At 39.8% G+C, this 17,660-nt stretch carries 16 protein-coding genes; 13 read left to right on the top strand and 3 right to left on the bottom strand.

Going from position 1 to position 17,660, the window contains the following annotated elements; translation table 11 throughout:
• Window positions 1–102 precede the first annotated feature (102 nt).
• On the bottom strand, window positions 103–921 hold the full coding sequence (gene prmC, locus FTU75_RS03470; protein WP_180115137.1) for a peptide chain release factor N(5)-glutamine methyltransferase: 819 nt from the start codon (window positions 919–921) through the stop codon (window positions 103–105).
• Window positions 921–2,009: a peptide chain release factor 1 gene (gene prfA, locus FTU75_RS03465; protein WP_078193958.1), complete on the bottom strand. Its 1,089-nt coding sequence runs from the start codon at window positions 2,007–2,009 to the stop codon at window positions 921–923. Before prfA ends, prmC begins: the two co-directional genes overlap by 1 nt.
• 367 nt (window positions 2,010–2,376) lie before the next feature.
• Here prfA and FTU75_RS03460 point away from each other — a divergent pair, with 367 nt between their 5' ends.
• From FTU75_RS03460 to FTU75_RS03440, 5 genes are all read left to right on the top strand, one after another.
• Entirely contained in the window at window positions 2,377–2,805 is a 429-nt protein-coding gene (locus tag FTU75_RS03460) for a glycine zipper domain-containing protein (protein ID WP_078193959.1), read from the top strand.
• 289 nt (window positions 2,806–3,094) lie between these two features.
• Window positions 3,095–3,610, top strand: a complete 516-nt coding sequence (locus FTU75_RS03455) for a YMGG-like glycine zipper-containing protein (protein ID WP_180115136.1) — start codon at window positions 3,095–3,097, stop codon at window positions 3,608–3,610.
• A 178-nt stretch (window positions 3,611–3,788) separates the two neighbouring features.
• A complete protein-coding gene (locus tag FTU75_RS03450) occupies window positions 3,789–4,796 on the top strand; it encodes an LLM class flavin-dependent oxidoreductase (protein ID WP_180115135.1) in 1,008 nt (335 codons plus the stop codon).
• Window positions 4,797–5,025: 229 nt separating this feature from the next.
• Window positions 5,026–5,502 carry an inner membrane protein YiaA gene (gene yiaA, locus FTU75_RS03445; RefSeq protein ID WP_180115134.1) on the top strand — a complete coding sequence of 159 codons (477 nt, stop codon included), beginning with the start codon at window positions 5,026–5,028 and terminating at the stop codon, window positions 5,500–5,502.
• 263 nt (window positions 5,503–5,765) lie between these two features.
• Entirely contained in the window at window positions 5,766–6,338 is a 573-nt protein-coding gene (locus FTU75_RS03440) for a flavoprotein (RefSeq protein WP_180115133.1), read from the top strand.
• A 981-nt stretch (window positions 6,339–7,319) separates the two neighbouring features.
• On the opposite strand, the gene FTU75_RS03435 is transcribed toward FTU75_RS03440, so the two are convergent.
• Window positions 7,320–8,156, bottom strand: coding sequence for a pyruvate, water dikinase regulatory protein (locus FTU75_RS03435; RefSeq protein WP_078193964.1), 837 nt, complete (start codon window positions 8,154–8,156; stop codon window positions 7,320–7,322).
• A 153-nt stretch (window positions 8,157–8,309) separates the two neighbouring features.
• Here FTU75_RS03435 and ppsA point away from each other — a divergent pair, with 153 nt between their 5' ends.
• From ppsA to rpsF, 8 genes are all read left to right on the top strand, one after another.
• Complete coding sequence (gene ppsA / locus FTU75_RS03430; RefSeq protein WP_078193965.1) at window positions 8,310–10,688, top strand: phosphoenolpyruvate synthase; 2,379 nt, start codon at window positions 8,310–8,312, stop codon at window positions 10,686–10,688.
• An 82-nt stretch (window positions 10,689–10,770) separates the two neighbouring features.
• Entirely contained in the window at window positions 10,771–11,553 is a 783-nt protein-coding gene (locus tag FTU75_RS03425; protein WP_180115132.1) for an RDD family protein, read from the top strand.
• Between the two features lie 301 nt (window positions 11,554–11,854).
• Window positions 11,855–12,922, top strand: coding sequence for a ubiquinol oxidase subunit II (gene cyoA, locus FTU75_RS03420; RefSeq protein WP_078193967.1), 1,068 nt, complete (start codon window positions 11,855–11,857; stop codon window positions 12,920–12,922).
• Between the two features lie 3 nt (window positions 12,923–12,925).
• On the top strand, window positions 12,926–14,914 hold the full coding sequence (gene cyoB, locus FTU75_RS03415; RefSeq protein WP_078193968.1) for a cytochrome o ubiquinol oxidase subunit I: 1,989 nt from the start codon (window positions 12,926–12,928) through the stop codon (window positions 14,912–14,914).
• 4 nt (window positions 14,915–14,918) lie between these two features.
• Window positions 14,919–15,539: a cytochrome o ubiquinol oxidase subunit III gene (gene cyoC / locus FTU75_RS03410; RefSeq protein ID WP_078188581.1), complete on the top strand. Its 621-nt coding sequence runs from the start codon at window positions 14,919–14,921 to the stop codon at window positions 15,537–15,539.
• Window positions 15,539–15,865: a cytochrome o ubiquinol oxidase subunit IV gene (locus FTU75_RS03405; RefSeq protein WP_078188582.1), complete on the top strand. Its 327-nt coding sequence runs from the start codon at window positions 15,539–15,541 to the stop codon at window positions 15,863–15,865. Before cyoC ends, FTU75_RS03405 begins: the two co-directional genes overlap by 1 nt.
• A gap of 10 nt (window positions 15,866–15,875) precedes the next feature.
• Complete coding sequence (gene cyoE, locus FTU75_RS03400) at window positions 15,876–16,754, top strand: heme o synthase (RefSeq protein ID WP_180107476.1); 879 nt, start codon at window positions 15,876–15,878, stop codon at window positions 16,752–16,754.
• A 519-nt stretch (window positions 16,755–17,273) separates the two neighbouring features.
• A complete protein-coding gene (gene rpsF / locus FTU75_RS03395; RefSeq protein WP_004696436.1) occupies window positions 17,274–17,660 on the top strand; it encodes a 30S ribosomal protein S6 in 387 nt (128 codons plus the stop codon).

The following is a 17,660-nucleotide window of genomic DNA, read 5'->3' as shown; positions in this document are numbered from 1 at the left end:
ACTTGCAAATGCACACATGCAAATATTCACATGTGAATTGAAAAACAAAAAAATAAAGCGCATTCAATGCGCTTTATTTTTGACTATTTCTCTAATACCAAATCAATGTTGCCACTGACCTAAGCTGACACGGTCATTGCCACCATAATCTTTTACAGTCCGAACATTTCGATACCCAGCTTGTAAGAACAAATGTCTGACCGCTTCACCTTGGTCATAACCATGTTCGAGCACCACCCAACCATTCACGGTTAAATGTTTTTTGGCTTGAAGAATGATTTGCTCAAGATCTGCAAGCCCATGATTGTCTGCAACCAAAGCACGTTCAGGCTCTGTCGCCAAATCCTTCATGTGTACATCATCAGCATCGATATACGGCGGATTTGACACAATTACATCAAAGAAAGCACGACCAAAGGGTTTCAACCAAGAACCTAAGACAAACTGCACATGTTCAAGATCATGCTTTTTGGCATTAAATTCAGCAACTTCCAATGTAGGTTCATAAATATCCGAAGCCACAATTGACCAATCTGGACGTTCACTGGCTAATGACAAGGCTACAGCACCAGTTCCTGTTCCTAAATCGACCACACGAGCATCTTCAGGAAGTTCTAAACGCAGTACAGTTTCAACAAGTACTTCCGTATCAGGACGTGGCACCAAAGTATCTTTAGTCACTTTTAAGTCTAGCGTCCAAAATGGCTGAGAACCTGTGACATAAGCCAAAGGCTCACCTGCTGCAATACGTGCAAGACTTTCAACATAGAGTTGTTCTTGCTCAGCTGTTAATTCTTGATCCTTTTTCATGATTAAATCAAAAGAATCAATCTTGGTGATATGCTCTAACAACCACGCATTTTCCTGACGTTCATAACTTTCAGGTTCCCCACGATAGGCCAAAGCCTGTGCAATATTCATTAGCCACCATTCTGCTGTGCTAATAACGCCAACTGATCGGCTTGATATTCACGATGCAAACTATCTAGCAATTCAGTCAAATCACCTTCCATCACTGCATCCAACTTATACAGTGTTAGGTTAATACGATGATCAGTCATACGGCCTTGTGGATAGTTATAGGTACGAATACGCTCAGAACGGTCACCAGAACCCACCAAGTCACGACGCATTTCAGACGTCGCGGCATCTGCCGCCGCACGTTTGGCATTTTCTAAACGAGAAACCAACAGCGCCATCGCTTTGGCTTTGTTTTTATGCTGTGAACGTTCATCCTGACATTCTACAACTGTACCCGTTGGAATATGGGTAATACGCACAGCAGAGTCAGTTTTGTTAATGTGCTGACCACCCGCACCAGATGCACGATAGGTATCGATACGTAATTCTGAAGGATTAATTTCAACACTAGTGTCTACATCAACTTCCGGCAAAATCGCAACAGTACATGCCGAAGTATGAACACGACCTTGTGACTCAGTTGCAGGCACACGCTGTACACGATGCGCGCCACTTTCAAATTTTAAGCGACCATATACACCTTCACCATTGATGAGGCAAATCACTTCTTTATAACCGCCGTGTTCGCCGTCATTTTCAGACAACACTTCAATACGCCAACCTTGTGATTCAGCATATTTACTGTACATGCGATACAAGTCACCCGAGAAAATTGCAGCTTCGTCACCACCTGTTCCGGCACGGATTTCTAAATAAGCAGAGTTCGCATCATTCGGATCTTTTGGAATCATCAGAATGTTTAAGTCTGCTTCAAGCTGACCGATCAAAGCTTTATTTTCTTTGATTTCCTCAACGGCCATCTCTTTAAAATCTGGATCCGTCATCATTACTTCAGCAGTCTCAATATCTTCTTCAGCTTGACGGTATTTTTTCCAAACTTCAGTGATTTCAGATAAATCACTATGCTCACGTGACAACTGACGGAAACGTTTGTTGTCTGAAATGACTTCTACATCTGCGAGTAATGCATTTAATTCTTCGTGACGGTCAGAGAGCTGATCTAATCGTAAACGTAACGATTCTTTCATTTTTCAAAAAATCTCAATACACAGGCTCTACCGCTAAACTTTCACGGATATGCCAAAATTCAAAATAATGGCGCTAGTGTACCGATAATGGGTCTGAAATGACATATATATTGTTTTCTGGCCTATCAATGACCCTAAATATCAAAGTGTGAACTTCATCACTCCTACCTTTCTCCACAAAGTCGTACAGATTTTCTGCATTCGACCATTTTTTTCACAATATTAATAAAACTTATACAAACTAGACACTCAAATCACCAAATAAAGAGAAAGCTCTCCATATTTATAGCGAATAGTTTTGTTACATTTACTGCCATCGAAATGATTAAGAAAAGTCCTCGCGTTTATGAAGGACATGGAGTGAACTATGAAACTGAATACTCTTTTAATGACAGCCACTCTAGCAACTGCTTCTATGTTCACTGTGTCTGCAAATGCAGATAGTACAACACGCGTTGCTGCAGCTAGTGCATTAGGTAGTGTTGCAGGTACTGCAATTGGTAAAAACATGGGCGGTAATACCGGCGCTACAATTGGTGCCGCTCTTGGTGGTGCTGGTGGTGCTGCGGTAGCAAGTAATAAACGCAACCGTACAGAATCTGCTATCGGCGGTGCTTTAGGTGGTGGTACAGGTTATACTGTTGGTAAAAGCATGGGCGGTACAAACGGTGGTTACATCGGCTCTGCACTAGGTGCTGCTGGTGGTGCTGCTCTAGGTAATAAAATCTCTAAAGATAAAGCTTACGACAAACACCAAGAACGTAAATACAAAAAACGTTACCGTCGTCGTCACTAATTCAAAATTAGTGAGTCCTTATTGAATAGTGAAAATAGCACCTTCGGGTGCTTTTTTTATGTATCGCCTTTTTTCAAATGATAAATACAACTTTATTTATTGCTCCTGATAAATATTTAGATTTGCCTTCCCTCCAACCAAGTCATCAATCATGTAGAAATAAAGTGCAAAATTTACATTGCAGCAACGGAACACGTATTTTATTTCACATCACGCTCCAAATATTCGCTATGTGTTTTCATATATTGATATCAACAGATAAACATCATGCTTCGTAAGGAGTTTAAAAATGAAAATTAATAAAATTCTATTCAGTGCAGCAATTGCCGCTTCAGCACTTACTATGACTGCAACACATGCAGGTAATAGCACCAATACTGCATTAACATCTGCTTTAGGTGGTGTTGTTGGTGCAGCAATCGGTAACCAAGTTGGCGGCCAAACTGGCGCAATGATTGGTTCAGCAATTGGTGGCGGTGCAGGTGCAGCAGTATCGGCAAACAAACGTGACCGTAATGGTGCCATCATTGGTGGCGCACTTGGTGGCGCGGGTGGTTATACCGTAGGTAAAAACATGGGCGGCACAAACGGTGGTTATATCGGTGCTGCACTTGGTTCAGCTGGTGGTTCTGCACTAGGTAAAAAAGTGTCTGAAGACCGTCGCTATGATGACCGCTATGATGATCGCTATGATCGTCGTTATAACAACCGTGGCTATCGTACCAATAATTATAGCTACAATGACCGAGGCTACCGTGGAGACAATGGTCGTCACTTAGGTTGGTACAAAAACGGTAAACGTTAATCGATATATTTCAATGGAAAAAAATCAGCACCTTCGGGTGCTTTTTTTGTATATAAAAAAAGTTTAGATATATCTAAAGTTGTCTTTTTACACCGCCCCACACCATATCGAATTTATTCGATATACATTCAGCTTTTTATATCGTATTATTTCGATATAAAGATCTCTGAGAGAAAACATGCGTACTCTAGCCGATACAAAATTTTCAATACTTGAACTCGCACCTGTTCGAGATGATAAAACCATCGAATTTTCACTCAAACATGCACTCCAGTTAGCACAAAAAGCGGAACAACTTGGCTATGAGCGTCTATGGTTAGCTGAACACCATAATATGGACGGCATAGCAAGTTCTGCAACTGCGGTTTTACTCGGTTATCTCTTAGCAAATACACAATCTATCAAGCTCGGTTCAGGTGGGATTATGTTGCCCAACCATGCGCCTTTAGTTGTCGCTGAACAATTTGGCACACTTGAAACGCTATATCCTGGCCGCATTGAACTCGGCTTAGGTCGGGCACCAGGTACTGACCAAACCACCATGCGCGCTTTACGCCGTGGCCGTCAGGAAACCGAAGATCAATTTCCACAAGATGTCCTTGAGATATTGCAATACTTTAAAGCACCTGAGCCACAGCAGCGCATCATTGCTACACCGGGACAAAATACACATGTTCCTGTATGGCTTTTAGGTTCAAGTCTGTTCAGTGCACAACTCGCTGCACGTTTAGGTCTACCCTATTCTTTTGCTTCACATTTCGCACCACGCATGCTTGGACAAGCGATTCAGCTCTATCGTGAGACTTTCCAAGCATCCGAATATTTAGATCAACCTTATGTGTCTATGGGCGTACCAACGGTTGTCGCCGAAACAAATGAAGAAGCAGAATATCTGGCAACGAGTGCTTATCAACGAGTTTTAGGTTTAATGCGCGGTCAAAGTTTAAAACTCAAGGCTCCAGTCGACAGTATGCAAGGCTTATGGTCTGCTGCAGAAAAAATGTCTGTTGATAATTTCTACGCTATGGGACAAGTCGGTTCAAATGCAACCGTTCGAGCAGGTTTAGAAAACCTACTCACTAAATATGACGTTGATGAATTTATTTTCACCTGCGACATTTACGATACCGATAAGCGCATTGAAAATTTCGAACGTTTAATGCAAATCAAAAATGATCTAGCTTAAGACTCTAAGCTTAATGATTTAATCCAAGCGTTTGATCCGTCTAAAGCCAGAATTGCGATTACGTCTTTTGTGGCTCTTTTAGACGGATACAACCGAGAACAATGCTTTGGCTAACATTTACTAAAGCTACACTTAAAAACCATCATTGCCTCAACGAAATAATTGCTTTACTCATTTTTATTGCTGTATAAATATTAAACATAAGCAAAACAAAGAGAAAAATAAGCAGATGAGCCAATATATTAATAAACCCACACCCGCATTTATCGCAGCAAGTTGGTGTGCACTGATCTTAGGCGCTGTGGTGTTTTGCATAGGTTTATTCAATGCAAATATAATGCTGAATGAAAAAGGCTTTTATCTCATTTTATTGCTCTATGGATTATTTTCATCGGTTTCACTACAAAAAATCATTCGTGACCGTTTAGAAGGAATGCATGTCACTGCAATCTACTTTGGACTCTGCTGGGCATCCGTCATTATTTGCCTCGTACTTCTTGCCATTGGCCTATGGAATGCTGAACTGGCATTAAGTGAAAAAGGGTTTTACATGATGGCTTTCCTAATGAGTTTGTTTGGTGCAGTTGCGGTACAAAAAAATATTCGTGATATGGACTATTTACGTACACATACCGACCAACCCGAACTTAAGCATTCAACCCCGAGTCAGCTTGACTATAACTCATCAGATGATGAACCACTTTAAAACTCACAAAATTTATAGATCTCAAAAGCTGTTCATGCAGGTCGCTCATTGTTTTATCGATCTGCTTGAGCGGTTAATGAACTACAACGCATAAAAAAATCAGTTCACTCCTAGAAATGTATAAATGACAAGGGCCAAGCAAATCAATTCTAGACAAATTGTATGACTCATCAGACTGAAAAAACGCTTTACCCCGACTGGCCCATCACAGAATATATTCCTATCTAAGACTCAACTAAAAAAACAAAAGACAAGGAATAAATATGGCCAACAAGCAGGATGCAACCCACCATATTTTTAATAATCATCTAGAGGATTTTGAACACTTTCGTGGAACGATCATCAGTTCAGAACAGATCAAAGATTATGACTTTAAGAAGCAAAAAATCGCAATTATTGGGATAGATCAGCATGTGGTTTCTGAACTACATCATCTATGTCAGGTTGCAGATAACATCATGGTCTATCAAATCAAACCGCAATTTGTCTTACCACGCACCGAACGTCTACTGAATAAATTAATCCAGCACCCACTGATTGCAAAAAATCGACGTTTATTTAGCAATCGTATTAAGAGTATTTTGGCGATTCGCTTTTTAGAAGATCAAGTGCCGAACCATTGGTTAAGACATTTACTCAGTCCAAATACCGCAATTCAAAATAAAACTTTTCTAAAATCTGATCATTATTATGCTGCATTACAGCAGCCCAACTGCATCTTAAACACTTGGCCGATTGCTAAAATTCAGAGTAATTCAATCACGGCTTTAGATGAACATGCGTTTGAGTGTGATGTCATTGTTCGCAGTGAATCTAACCAATCCAAAGAAAAGTAATGACATTGCAATTATTTTCACATGACATCTATTAAATTTTTGTGATTGATCAAAAATCACAATACCAAAAGCCATCTCTGGCGGCTTTTGGTAGCTCCCCTACTATATTGGATACTTCAATTCGATAAGGCTAAAAATTCTTATAAACTCATAAATGAAAAATAGCTTTATCAGCTCTATTGCATAAATCATGCATCAGCATTACGCCTGTAGATAGAGCGAGTTTATAGAGGTGTAACTTTGAAATAATTATGATCAATATAGCTATAAGAAGATTAGTCAAACCAATAATTTTTTCAGTGCTTATTTTTTTACACAGCTCTATTTACTCTTTAACTGTAAGTTGAAAAATTTATATTGATGCTTATGTTCAACCGATATTTACCTATATTGTTATCTATATTTAATAGGAAAATAACAGATTGAAATCCAGTTTAAATATCAATTTATATCGGAGTTTAGAGCCTGAATGTTATTAATTTGACTATTTTTCACCCACATCAATTAAATAAATGGTGCCATTTCTTTATATTTAGTATCCAAAAGCAACTGTTTGATTATTTTTTATTCTATTTTTTGCATATTTTTTTAGCAGTTAAATCAGTATTTTTTGAAAAGTTGATTAAATATTAAACTAAATCAGCTAAATCTTGTATTTACACAACTCATATCAAGTGGATTATTCAGGCTTAATTCATAGATAAAAATACAACAAAACACGGATTCTTTTAAAAGATTCATGCTGTCAATTTGGCGATATTTTATAAATTTTCATCCAAAGAAATTTATCGAATTGGTACACAAATGAATGCAAAAATTGCTTAAAATTTAAGTCTAAATATTGAGGAAAATTTTCATCAATATCTTAAATATTTATCATTCATTAAAAGTATGACAAACCAGAAATTAATACTATTTTTATATAATTTATACGGTAATTTATTATTATCAGAAGAGCCACCAAAGTGGCTCAATTTACACTTAACCAATGCGACGCTTCAGTCCGGTCATTTGTAAAACACGTGTTGAAATTTCTTCAATCGACATTTCTGACACGTTTAAGTATTTGATTCCTTCAGAAATATAAATACCTTCAATCGCACGTAGTTCCATTTGGCACTGACTAAAACTTGCATAACGACTATTGGCCTTACGCTCTGAACGAATTGCTACAAGGCGCTCTGCATCAATCATCAAGCCAAACAACTTATGTTTGTGCTCACGTAAAACTGCAGGTAAACGATTGTCATCCAAATCTTCTTCTGTCAAAGGATAGTTCGCTACACGAATACCAAATTGTAAAGAGAGATAGATTGAAGTTGGTGTTTTACCCGAACGTGATACTCCAATTAAAATCAAATCTGCTTTATCATAATGACGAGTACGTGCCCCATCATCGTTATCTAAAGCAAAATGCACCGCATCAATACGTGCTTTATAAGACTCAGAATCTGTTACTGCATGGGTTTGACCGACTAAAGTCGTAGGAGCCGTACCCAACTCGTCAGATAATTTACTAATAAGCCCTTCAAAAACATCAAGATTTATTGCATTTGCAGTATTAATAATGTCACGTACATACGGGTCTACAAGGGTATCAAACACCAAAGGCTTTTGACCGTCTTGCTGCGCTCTAAGATTGATCTCTGCAACCACATTTGTAGCCGCTTCTTCAGAGGTAATATAAGGAATAATATGAATGTCAAAATCTACATGAGGGAACTGGGCTAACAGTGAGTGACCAAGCGTTTCTGCGGTAATCGCGGTACCATCCGAAACAAAGAAAACACTACGCTGAATCTGTTTACCTTCTGACATTAAAATTCTCCTCCAAAATTTGTCTTAGTGCTATATAATCTTTATAGTAAACCATCTTACATGACTGTCACTTAGTAAATTTAGAATGCTAAGTAATTTGTTATAATTTCATGCCAAGATAGTGATTAATACTGCAAAAGTGGAGTAACAACTTTGGAAGCGCGCGTAATTGGTCTAGAAAAATTAGGGAAACACGACGTAGAACTCGTGGGCGGTAAAAACTCATCATTAGGTGAAATGATCAGCCATCTCGCAAATGCTGGTGTATCTGTTCCTGGTGGTTTTGCTACTACAGCTCAAGCATATCGTGAATTCCTCGAGCAAAGTGGCCTAAACGCTAAAATTAACGCTGAACTTGCTGCACTCAATGTTGACGATGTAAATGCACTTGCTGAAACTGGTGCAAAAATCCGTCAATGGATTGTAGACACTCCGCTGACTGCTGAACTTGAAAAAGAAATTCGTGAGGCTTTCACAGCTCTTTCAAACGGCAACCCTGATATCGCGGTTGCCGTTCGCTCATCTGCAACAGCAGAAGACTTACCAGATGCTTCATTTGCTGGCCAACAAGAAACTTTCTTGAACATCCGTGGTATCGACAACGTCCTTATTGCGATTAAAGAAGTATTTGCTTCACTTTATAACGACCGCGCAATTTCTTACCGTGTACACCAAAACTTCGCACATGACGTCGTTGCGTTATCTGCAGGTGTTCAACGCATGGTTCGCTCTGAAACAGGTGCAGCTGGTGTAATGTTTACACTAGATACAGAATCTGGTTTCCGCGACGCAGTTTTCATCACAGCTTCTTATGGCTTAGGTGAAATGGTTGTACAAGGTGCTGTAAACCCTGACGAATTCTATGTATCTAAACCACTTTTAAATGCAGGCAAACACGCTGTATTACGTCGTAACCTTGGTTCTAAACACCAAAAAATGATTTATGGTGAAGAAGGTGCTGCAGGTAAGTCAGTGGTTGTTGTAGACGTTGAAAAAGCAGATCGTCAACAATTCGCTTTAAATGACCACGAACTTCAAGAACTTGCTAAACAAGCATTGATCATTGAAAACCATTACGGTTCAGCAATGGACATCGAATGGGCGAAAGATGGCGATGATGGCCAAATCTATATCGTTCAAGCACGTCCTGAAACTGTGAAGAGCCGCCAAAACGTGGGCACAATGGAGCGTTACCTGCTTAAGCAAAAAGGTAATGTGATTTGTGAAGGTCGTTCAATCGGTCAACGTATTGGTTCTGGTCGCGTTCGTATCGTGACTTCGATCAAAGAAATGGACAAAGTTCAAGACGGCGACGTACTTGTATCTGACATGACTGACCCAGATTGGGAACCAGTAATGAAACGTGCAGCTGCGATTGTCACTAACCGTGGTGGCCGTACTTGTCACGCTGCGATTATTGCACGTGAGCTTGGTGTTCCTGCAATCGTAGGTTGTGGTAATGCGACTGAAGTATTGACTGACGGTCAAGAAGTGACTGTTTCTTGTGCTGAAGGTGACACAGGCTTTATTTACGAAGGTGCTTTGGACTTTGAAATCCAACGTAATTCTATCGAATCTATGCCTAAACTTCCGTTCAAAATTATGATGAACGTAGGTAACCCTGACCGCGCATTTGACTTTGCTCAAATTCCTAACGAAGGTGTTGGTCTTGCTCGTCTTGAGTTCATCATCAACCGTATGATCGGCGTACATCCTAAAGCATTGCTTAATATTGACAGCCTACCACGTGAAACTCGTGCTGCTGTAATGTCACGTACTGCGGGTTATGCATCTCCTATCGAATTCTATGTTGAAAAACTAGTTGAAGGTATTTCTACACTTGCTGCAGCGTTTGCTGACAAACCAGTGATTGTTCGTATGTCTGACTTTAAGTCAAACGAATATGCAAACTTAATCGGTGGTAAGTTATACGAACCTGAAGAAGAAAACCCAATGCTTGGCTTCCGTGGTGCAAGCCGTTATGTGTCTGACAATTTCCGTGACTGCTTCGAACTTGAATGCCGCGCACTGAAAAAAGCACGTGACGAAATGGGCTTAACTAACATTCAAATCATGATTCCTTTCGTACGTACTGTTGCTGAAGCGAAACGTGTTATTGAATTGTTAGCACTTAACGGCCTCAAACGTGGTGAAAACGGTCTTAAAGTGATCATGATGTGTGAACTTCCAACTAACGCATTATTGGCTGAACAGTTCCTTGAACACTTCGACGGTTTCTCTATCGGTTCTAACGACTTAACTCAGTTAACACTCGGTCTAGACCGTGACTCTGGTATCGTTTCTCACCTATTTGATGAACGTGATCCAGCCGTTAAAGCACTTCTTTCTATGGCAATCCATGCTTGTCGTAAAGCTGGCAAATACGTAGGTATTTGTGGTCAAGGCCCTTCAGATCACCCTGACCTAGCTAAATGGTTAATGGAACAAGGCATTGAGTCTGTTTCGCTTAACCCAGACTCAGTATTAGACACTTGGTTCTTCCTTTCTGAAGAAAAAGCTCAACAAGCTTAATAAACTGTGTTAAAAAAAGACCCACATGTGGGTCTTTTTTTTTATTTATACTTTTACAGACGTTTTTTGAGATTTTAGTTTTATGCAGATTTACTTGGCACGAAATAACCAACAAGCTGGTCCCTATACCTTAGAACAACTTAACCAAATGCTCGCGAGCCAACAAGTGTTACTCACGGACTTGGTTTGGCACCAAGGTATGACCGAATGGAAAGCTTTGGGTGAACTCACTCAAGGTCAGTTGGTTTATATGCCTGCAGGTTATATAGCACCGACAGCATTCGAATCAAATCAAACTACAACTACGCCATCAAATACCTACACACAACCTCAGGCTGTACAATTGCAAACTAGCCTAGCAAGTATTCCTAAACGTGTTTTGGCTAAGATCGTCGATTTACTGCTTTGGATACCGGCAACTTTTATCTTAACGGCATTTTTTAATCCAGGTGAAAAGACACAATTTGCCAATCTAAATGAACAGTTTATGGAAGCTGTGATGACCCCAAATGCTGACCCTAATGTTTTACAAGCACTACAAACACAAATGGTTGAGATGTTTCCCAACCAAGCTTGGATTGCAATGTTTGCTTACCTCTTCATTATGCTTTTCATTCAAGCGTATTTGATTGCTAAATCTGGTCAAAGTATTGGTAAAAAAATCACCAAAATTAAAATCGTAGATGCCGAAACCAGCCAACCTGTAAACCTCATGCGTGGCTTCACTTTACGTAGTGTTTTATTTATTTTTTTGAACTTTTTATCGATGCCTTTAAGCGCAATCATTGATTCCGTTTTTATTTTCGGTAAAAAGCGTCAAACTTTGCATGACAAGTTAGCAAAAACCAAGGTAATAAACCAATAACTTTCACTTTTATTGAGGGATGAATTTTTCATCCCTTTTTTGTGCATTACATTGAAATTAAAATAAAATTCAGATAAAAAAAACACAATCCCGACCAACAAAATAGGGTTTTAATACAGTCATTTAAAGCATCTTTATGTATAGCTTAGTTTGCCGATATCAGGCATAATGCCCTACAACGTAGCGGTGTCACATCATTGTGAACTTTTTTTCATATCTGAAAAATCACAATCATGCGACACTTTATTCGCTATCCCAATTTTAAAAATTAGGGAATGGGACTCTTCACCGAGGTTGTAAAATGAGACAAACAATTTTAGCTGTATTGTCTTTATCTGCGATCGCTGCACTCTTAACTGGGTGTGGTGGTGATATGGTACTTCTAAACTCAAAAGGTCCAGTTGCTGAAGGTCAGTCAAACCTCATGCTTACTGCGATCTACCTAATGTTGTTGGTAGTTATTCCATCAGCACTTATGGCTCTTTGGTTTGGTTGGAAATATCGCGCGTCAAATAAAGATGCAGACTATGCACCTACATGGGCACACTCGACTGCAATTGAAGTTGTAGTTTGGGGTATTCCCGTAATTATTATCGCTATTTTAGCTTGGTTAACTTGGTGGGGTTCCCACAAGTATGACCCTTACCGTCCACTCGAGTCAGATAAAGCTCCTTTAACTGTTCAAGTTATTGCTGAACAATTTAAATGGATCTTCATCTACCCTGAACAAGGCATCGCGACTGTAAACGAGATCCGCTTCCCTGAGAAAACTCCTGTAAGCCTTCGTTTAACATCTAACTTCACAATGAACTCATTTTTCATTCCGGCGTTAGGTGGTCAGATTTATGCTATGGCAGGTATGCAAACTCACTTGAACTTATTAGCTGATGAAACTAGTCCTGCTGAAGGCTTCCGTGGTTTCTCTTCTAACTATTCAGGTTATGGCTTCTCACAAATGCGCTTCCGTGCACATGCTGTGACTGATGCTCAGTTTGCTGAATGGGTTTCTGCTGTTAAAGCTGGTAATGGTTCTTCAGTTAATCCTGAAGCGGTTCAAAAAACTGTTTTAGACCAAGCTGAATTTGCAACCTTACGTGACGGCAACCGTTCTAAACACCAGATCGAAGTTTTAGTTGCCAAAGCAACTACTCCTGAAGAGAAGGCTCTAGCTGAAGCAATGAAGCCTTACCCTACTAAGCCACACCCAGTGACTTACTATTCTTCAGTTGAACCTAAATTGTTCGAATCAGTGATTAACAAATACATGAGCAACTACCATGGTGCTGATCATACAGCTACTGTTGGACACGAAGCTGCTGCTTCTGAAGCTCATGCAGGCGTTGAACATGCGACTGTTGCAGGGGAATAAGACATGAGCTTATTAGGTAAGTTAGGACCAGATGCAATTCCACACGACCCAATCGTGTTGGTTACTGTTGCAATGATGATCCTTGGCGGTATCGCAATTGTTGCTGGTATCACCTACTTTAAAAAATGGGGCTACTTGTGGAACGAATGGTTCACATCTGTAGACCATAAAAAAATTGGTATCATGTATATCCTCGTGTCAATTGTCATGCTTGTGCGTGGTTTTGCCGATGCGATTATGATGCGTCTTCAACTGTTCCTTGCAAAAGGTGGCGGTGAAGGTTACTTACACCCAGAACACTATGACCAGATCTTTACTGCCCATGGCGTAATCATGATCTTCTTCGTAGCAATGGGTCTAGTTGTTGGTTTAATGAACGTTGCTGTACCACTTCAAATTGGTGCACGTGACGTAGCATTCCCATTATTAAACTCTCTTAGCTTCTGGTTATTCGCCGGCGCTGCGGGCTTGATGATGGCTTCTCTTGCAATTGGTGAATTCGCTGCAACAGGTTGGATGGCTTACCCTCCACTTTCTGGCATCGAATACTCTCCAGGTGTAGGTGTAGACTACTATATCTGGGCACTTCAGGTTTCTGGTCTAGGTACGCTTCTTACTGGTGTTAACTTCTTCGTTACCATCATCAAAATGCGTGCGCCTGGCATGAAACTTATGGACATGCCTATTTTCACTTGGACTGCATTAGTTACTGTAGTGCTTATCGTTGCAACATTCCCAGTTTTGACTGCGACTATTGCAATGCTTTCACTTGACCGTTACTTCGGCTTCCATTTCTTTACAAATGACATGGGTGGTAGCCCAATGTTGTATGTAAACTTGATTTGGACTTGGGGTCACCCAGAAGTTTACATTTTGGTATTACCTGCTTTTGGTATTTACTCAGAAGTTACTGCTGTGTTCTCACGTAAAGCGTTGTTCGGCTATAAATCTATGGTGTACGCAACTGTAGCAATTGGTGTTCTTTCACTAGTTGTATGGGTTCACCACTTCTTTACAATGGGTGCTGGTGCCAACGTTAACGCTTTCTTCGGTATCATGACCATGATCATTGCGATCCCTACTGGTGTGAAAATCTTCTCTTGGTTATTCACCATGTACAAGGGCCGCATCACCTATACAACTCCAATGCTTTGGACACTTGGCTTCCTTGTGACTTTCGGTATTGGTGGTTTAACAGGCGTATTAATGGCAGTTCCACCAGCGGACTTCTTAGTACACAACTCTTTATTCCTTATTGCTCACTTCCATAACGTAATTATTGGTGGTGTAGTGTTCGCGATGTTCGCGGGTATCATTTTCTACTGGCCAAAAATGTTTGGTTGGAAATTGAATGAAACTTGGGGTAAAGCAGCGTTCTGGTTCTGGTTCTTCGGTTTCTACTTTGCATTCATGCCACTTTATATCCTTGGTTTCATGGGTATGACTCGTCGTTTGAATACATATGACAACCCTGAATGGGATCCGTACTTAGCGATCGCTTTATTTGGTTCTGTATTGGTTGCTATCGGTATCTTCTGTTTTGTTATGCAAATCGTTGTTGGTTTCCTTCAACGCAAAGACAACATGGACGTTACTGGCGATATCTGGGATGGTCGTACTCTTGAGTGGGCTACTTCATCTCCTTCACCATTCTATAACTTTGCTTATCTTCCAAAGATCAATGGTATTGATACTTTCTGGACTGACAAAGAAAATGGTGTTGCTTACGCTAAGCCAACTACATACGAAGACATCCATATGCCTACAAACCGTGCGGCAGGTTTCGTAATTGCAATGTTTATTACAGTTATGGGCTTCGCATTAATCTGGCATATCTGGTGGTTAGTCGTTGTAACTTTCATTGCTTCAATTATCAGCTTCATCGTTTCTTCTTTCACTAAGAAAGTTGACTACTATGTTCCAGCTGCAGAAGTTGAACGTATTGAAAATGAACGCTACGCGCTTCTTGAAAAACATTTGAAGAAGGACTAAGACAATGGCTGAAGTACTTCATCACGACAACCACGGACATGACGAACATCATCATCACGATGATACTGACATCACTGTCTTTGGTTTCTGGACTTACTTGATGAGTGACTTGGTTCTTTTCGGGACACTCTTCATCGCGTTCGCTGTATTAAGTAGCCACGTTCCAGTGGGTACGCCAAGTGCACAAGAGCTGTTTGGTGAATCTTTAGGTTTCGTTTTAACTGAAACTTTCGCCCTTCTTATCTCTTCTGTAACTTTTGGTTTTGCTGTTCTTGCAGCATACAAGAAAAATGTTGGTCAAGTTTTAACTTGGTTAGCAGTTACTTGGGTATTTGGTGCAGCCTTCATTGGCATGGAACTTTATGAGTTCAATCATTTAGTTCATGCTGGTCATGGCCCAAGCACAAGTGCGTTCTTATCTGCGTTCTTTACTTTAGTTGGTACGCACGGTATTCACGTAACTTCTGGTTTGGTATGGATGCTTGTGTTGATGTTCCAAATCAAGAAATATGGTTTGACACTTCCAAACACTCGTCGTCTTGCTTGCCTAAGCTTGTTCTGGCACTTCCTTGACATCGTTTGGATCTGTGTATTCAGCGTTGTTTACTTGATGGGAGTTATCTAATGAGTCACGATCATAACTCTGCTGGTGCAGCTCACGGTAACGTTAAACAATATACAATCGGTTTTATCCTTTCTGTTCTACTTACCGTAATTCCATTCGGTATGGTAATGGCAGGTGGTTTTAGCCGTGGTCTATTGGTTGCCGTAATCGCGATTACTGCGGTTGCTCAGGTTCTTATTCAGTTAGTTTACTTCCTGCATATGAACTCTTCTTCAGAGCAACGCTGGAACGTGATTGCATTTGTTTATACAATCCTCACAATTGCTATCCTTTTAGTAGGTTCTGTGTGGATTATGAACTACCTTCACTTCAACATGATGATCTAAACTGGTCGTCATGCTGAAAAAGTATTTATTCCTGACTAAACCAGGAATTCTCTTTGGTAACTTTGTTACCGCTTTGGGTGGCTACTTTGTAGCTGCCCAAGGTTCTGTAGATTTCCTTCTGTTGCTTCTTACCCTCTTAGGCACCCTCTTTGTGGTCGCTTCTGGATGTGTTGTCAATAACGTTATTGACCAAGACATCGACTCAAAAATGCAACGCACACAAAATCGTGCGATGGTTAAAAAATCAATCTCGATTCCTGTTGCTTTAGTTTTTGCTTTAGTTTTAGGTGTATTTGGTTTTAGCATTTTATGGTTCTGGGTAAATGCTTACGCTTTTCTTTTTGCTGTTATTGGTTTTGTCGTATACGTTGGTTTTTACAGCTTATGGACAAAACGAACAACAATTCATCAAACCATTATCGGCAGTCTTTCTGGCGCAGCGCCACCTGTAATCGGGTATACGGCTGTTGCAAACCAGTTTGATTTAGGTGCATTGCTGATTTTTATTGGTTATGCATTTTGGCAAATGCCTCATTCTTGGGGAATTGCAGTTTACCGATTTGATGACTACAAAAATGCAGGAATTCCAATTTTACCTGTAGCACGTTCAATTCACCGTACCAAGGTTGAATCTTTGGTTTACGTGATTTTGTTCTGCATCACCATGAACGGTTTATTCTTTTTTGGTTATGCGAATTGGATTTATATGATTGTCCTGAATGCCTTAAGTCTGTATTGGATTTATCTGACCATTCAAGGATTCAAAGCTGAAGATGATCAAATTTGGGCAAAACAATATTTCATGTTTTCAGTCAAATTGATCACAGTGATTAGTTTAATTTTTAGTTTCACTTCCACTGCTCCTCTAAAGCCAATTGTATTTTTTTAAAAAAGATAGAGTTTTACTCTATCTTTTTTTATTTCCAGGCATCTTCAATGCAAAGCAAAAATTTAAATCGAAATACTACTATACACACTAAAACTGTTTTAACGCTGATTCTCCCAATATCTACCCATGTACAATAGATTTCAGACAAGTACAAAAATATTTCATATTTGTATTAGGATTCAAATCGATATTTACAATCAAATATGACAAAAGATCTTTAAGTTAAATCAAATTTATATCATTACAACGTCTATATGATCGTAACTCATCAAATACAAGATAAGCTCCCCGCAATTAAAAACATATCTCCTATTTTACAATCTGCATCCGATTCTAGCTGTGTATTAAAGATAGTCATTAAACCACAAAATAATTAAGCCTTTTTAGGTGTATGCCTTGTATTTCAAACCTAAACGTTCTAAAATTCACGCTTCGCAATTATTGCGACACAACTTTGGTTGTGACTCCTTGCTTCAATCAATTAATGATTGGGGCTGCCTAAACCGTAAGGAGCTGACAATGCGTCACTACGAAATCGTACTATTGGTACATCCAGACCAAAGCGATCAAGTTGTGGGTATGGTAGAACGTTACCTAACTCACATCAAAGAAGCTGAAGGTCAAATCCACCGTCTTGAAGACTGGGGTCGTCGTCAATTGGCTTACCCAATCAACAAGATCCACAAAGCTCACTACATTCTTATGAATGTTGAGTGTGGTCAAACTACTCTTGATGAGCTAGAAGAATTGTTCCGTTATAACGATGCAATCATTCGTAGCCTTATCATCCGTCGTGAAAACGCTATCACTGAAGAGTCACTATTGGCTAAGAGTGCTGAAGAAAAACGTGCGCGTAAAGCTCAACGTGAAGAAGCACAACAAGCTCAAGACTCTGCTGAAGCATAA

It is taken from the genome of Acinetobacter sp. YH12140 (genome assembly GCF_013418475.1).
GTDB lineage: Bacteria > Pseudomonadota > Gammaproteobacteria > Pseudomonadales > Moraxellaceae > Acinetobacter > Acinetobacter amyesii.
Note: the sequence above shows the minus strand (reverse complement) of the source record. Positions and strands in the feature narration are given on the sequence as shown.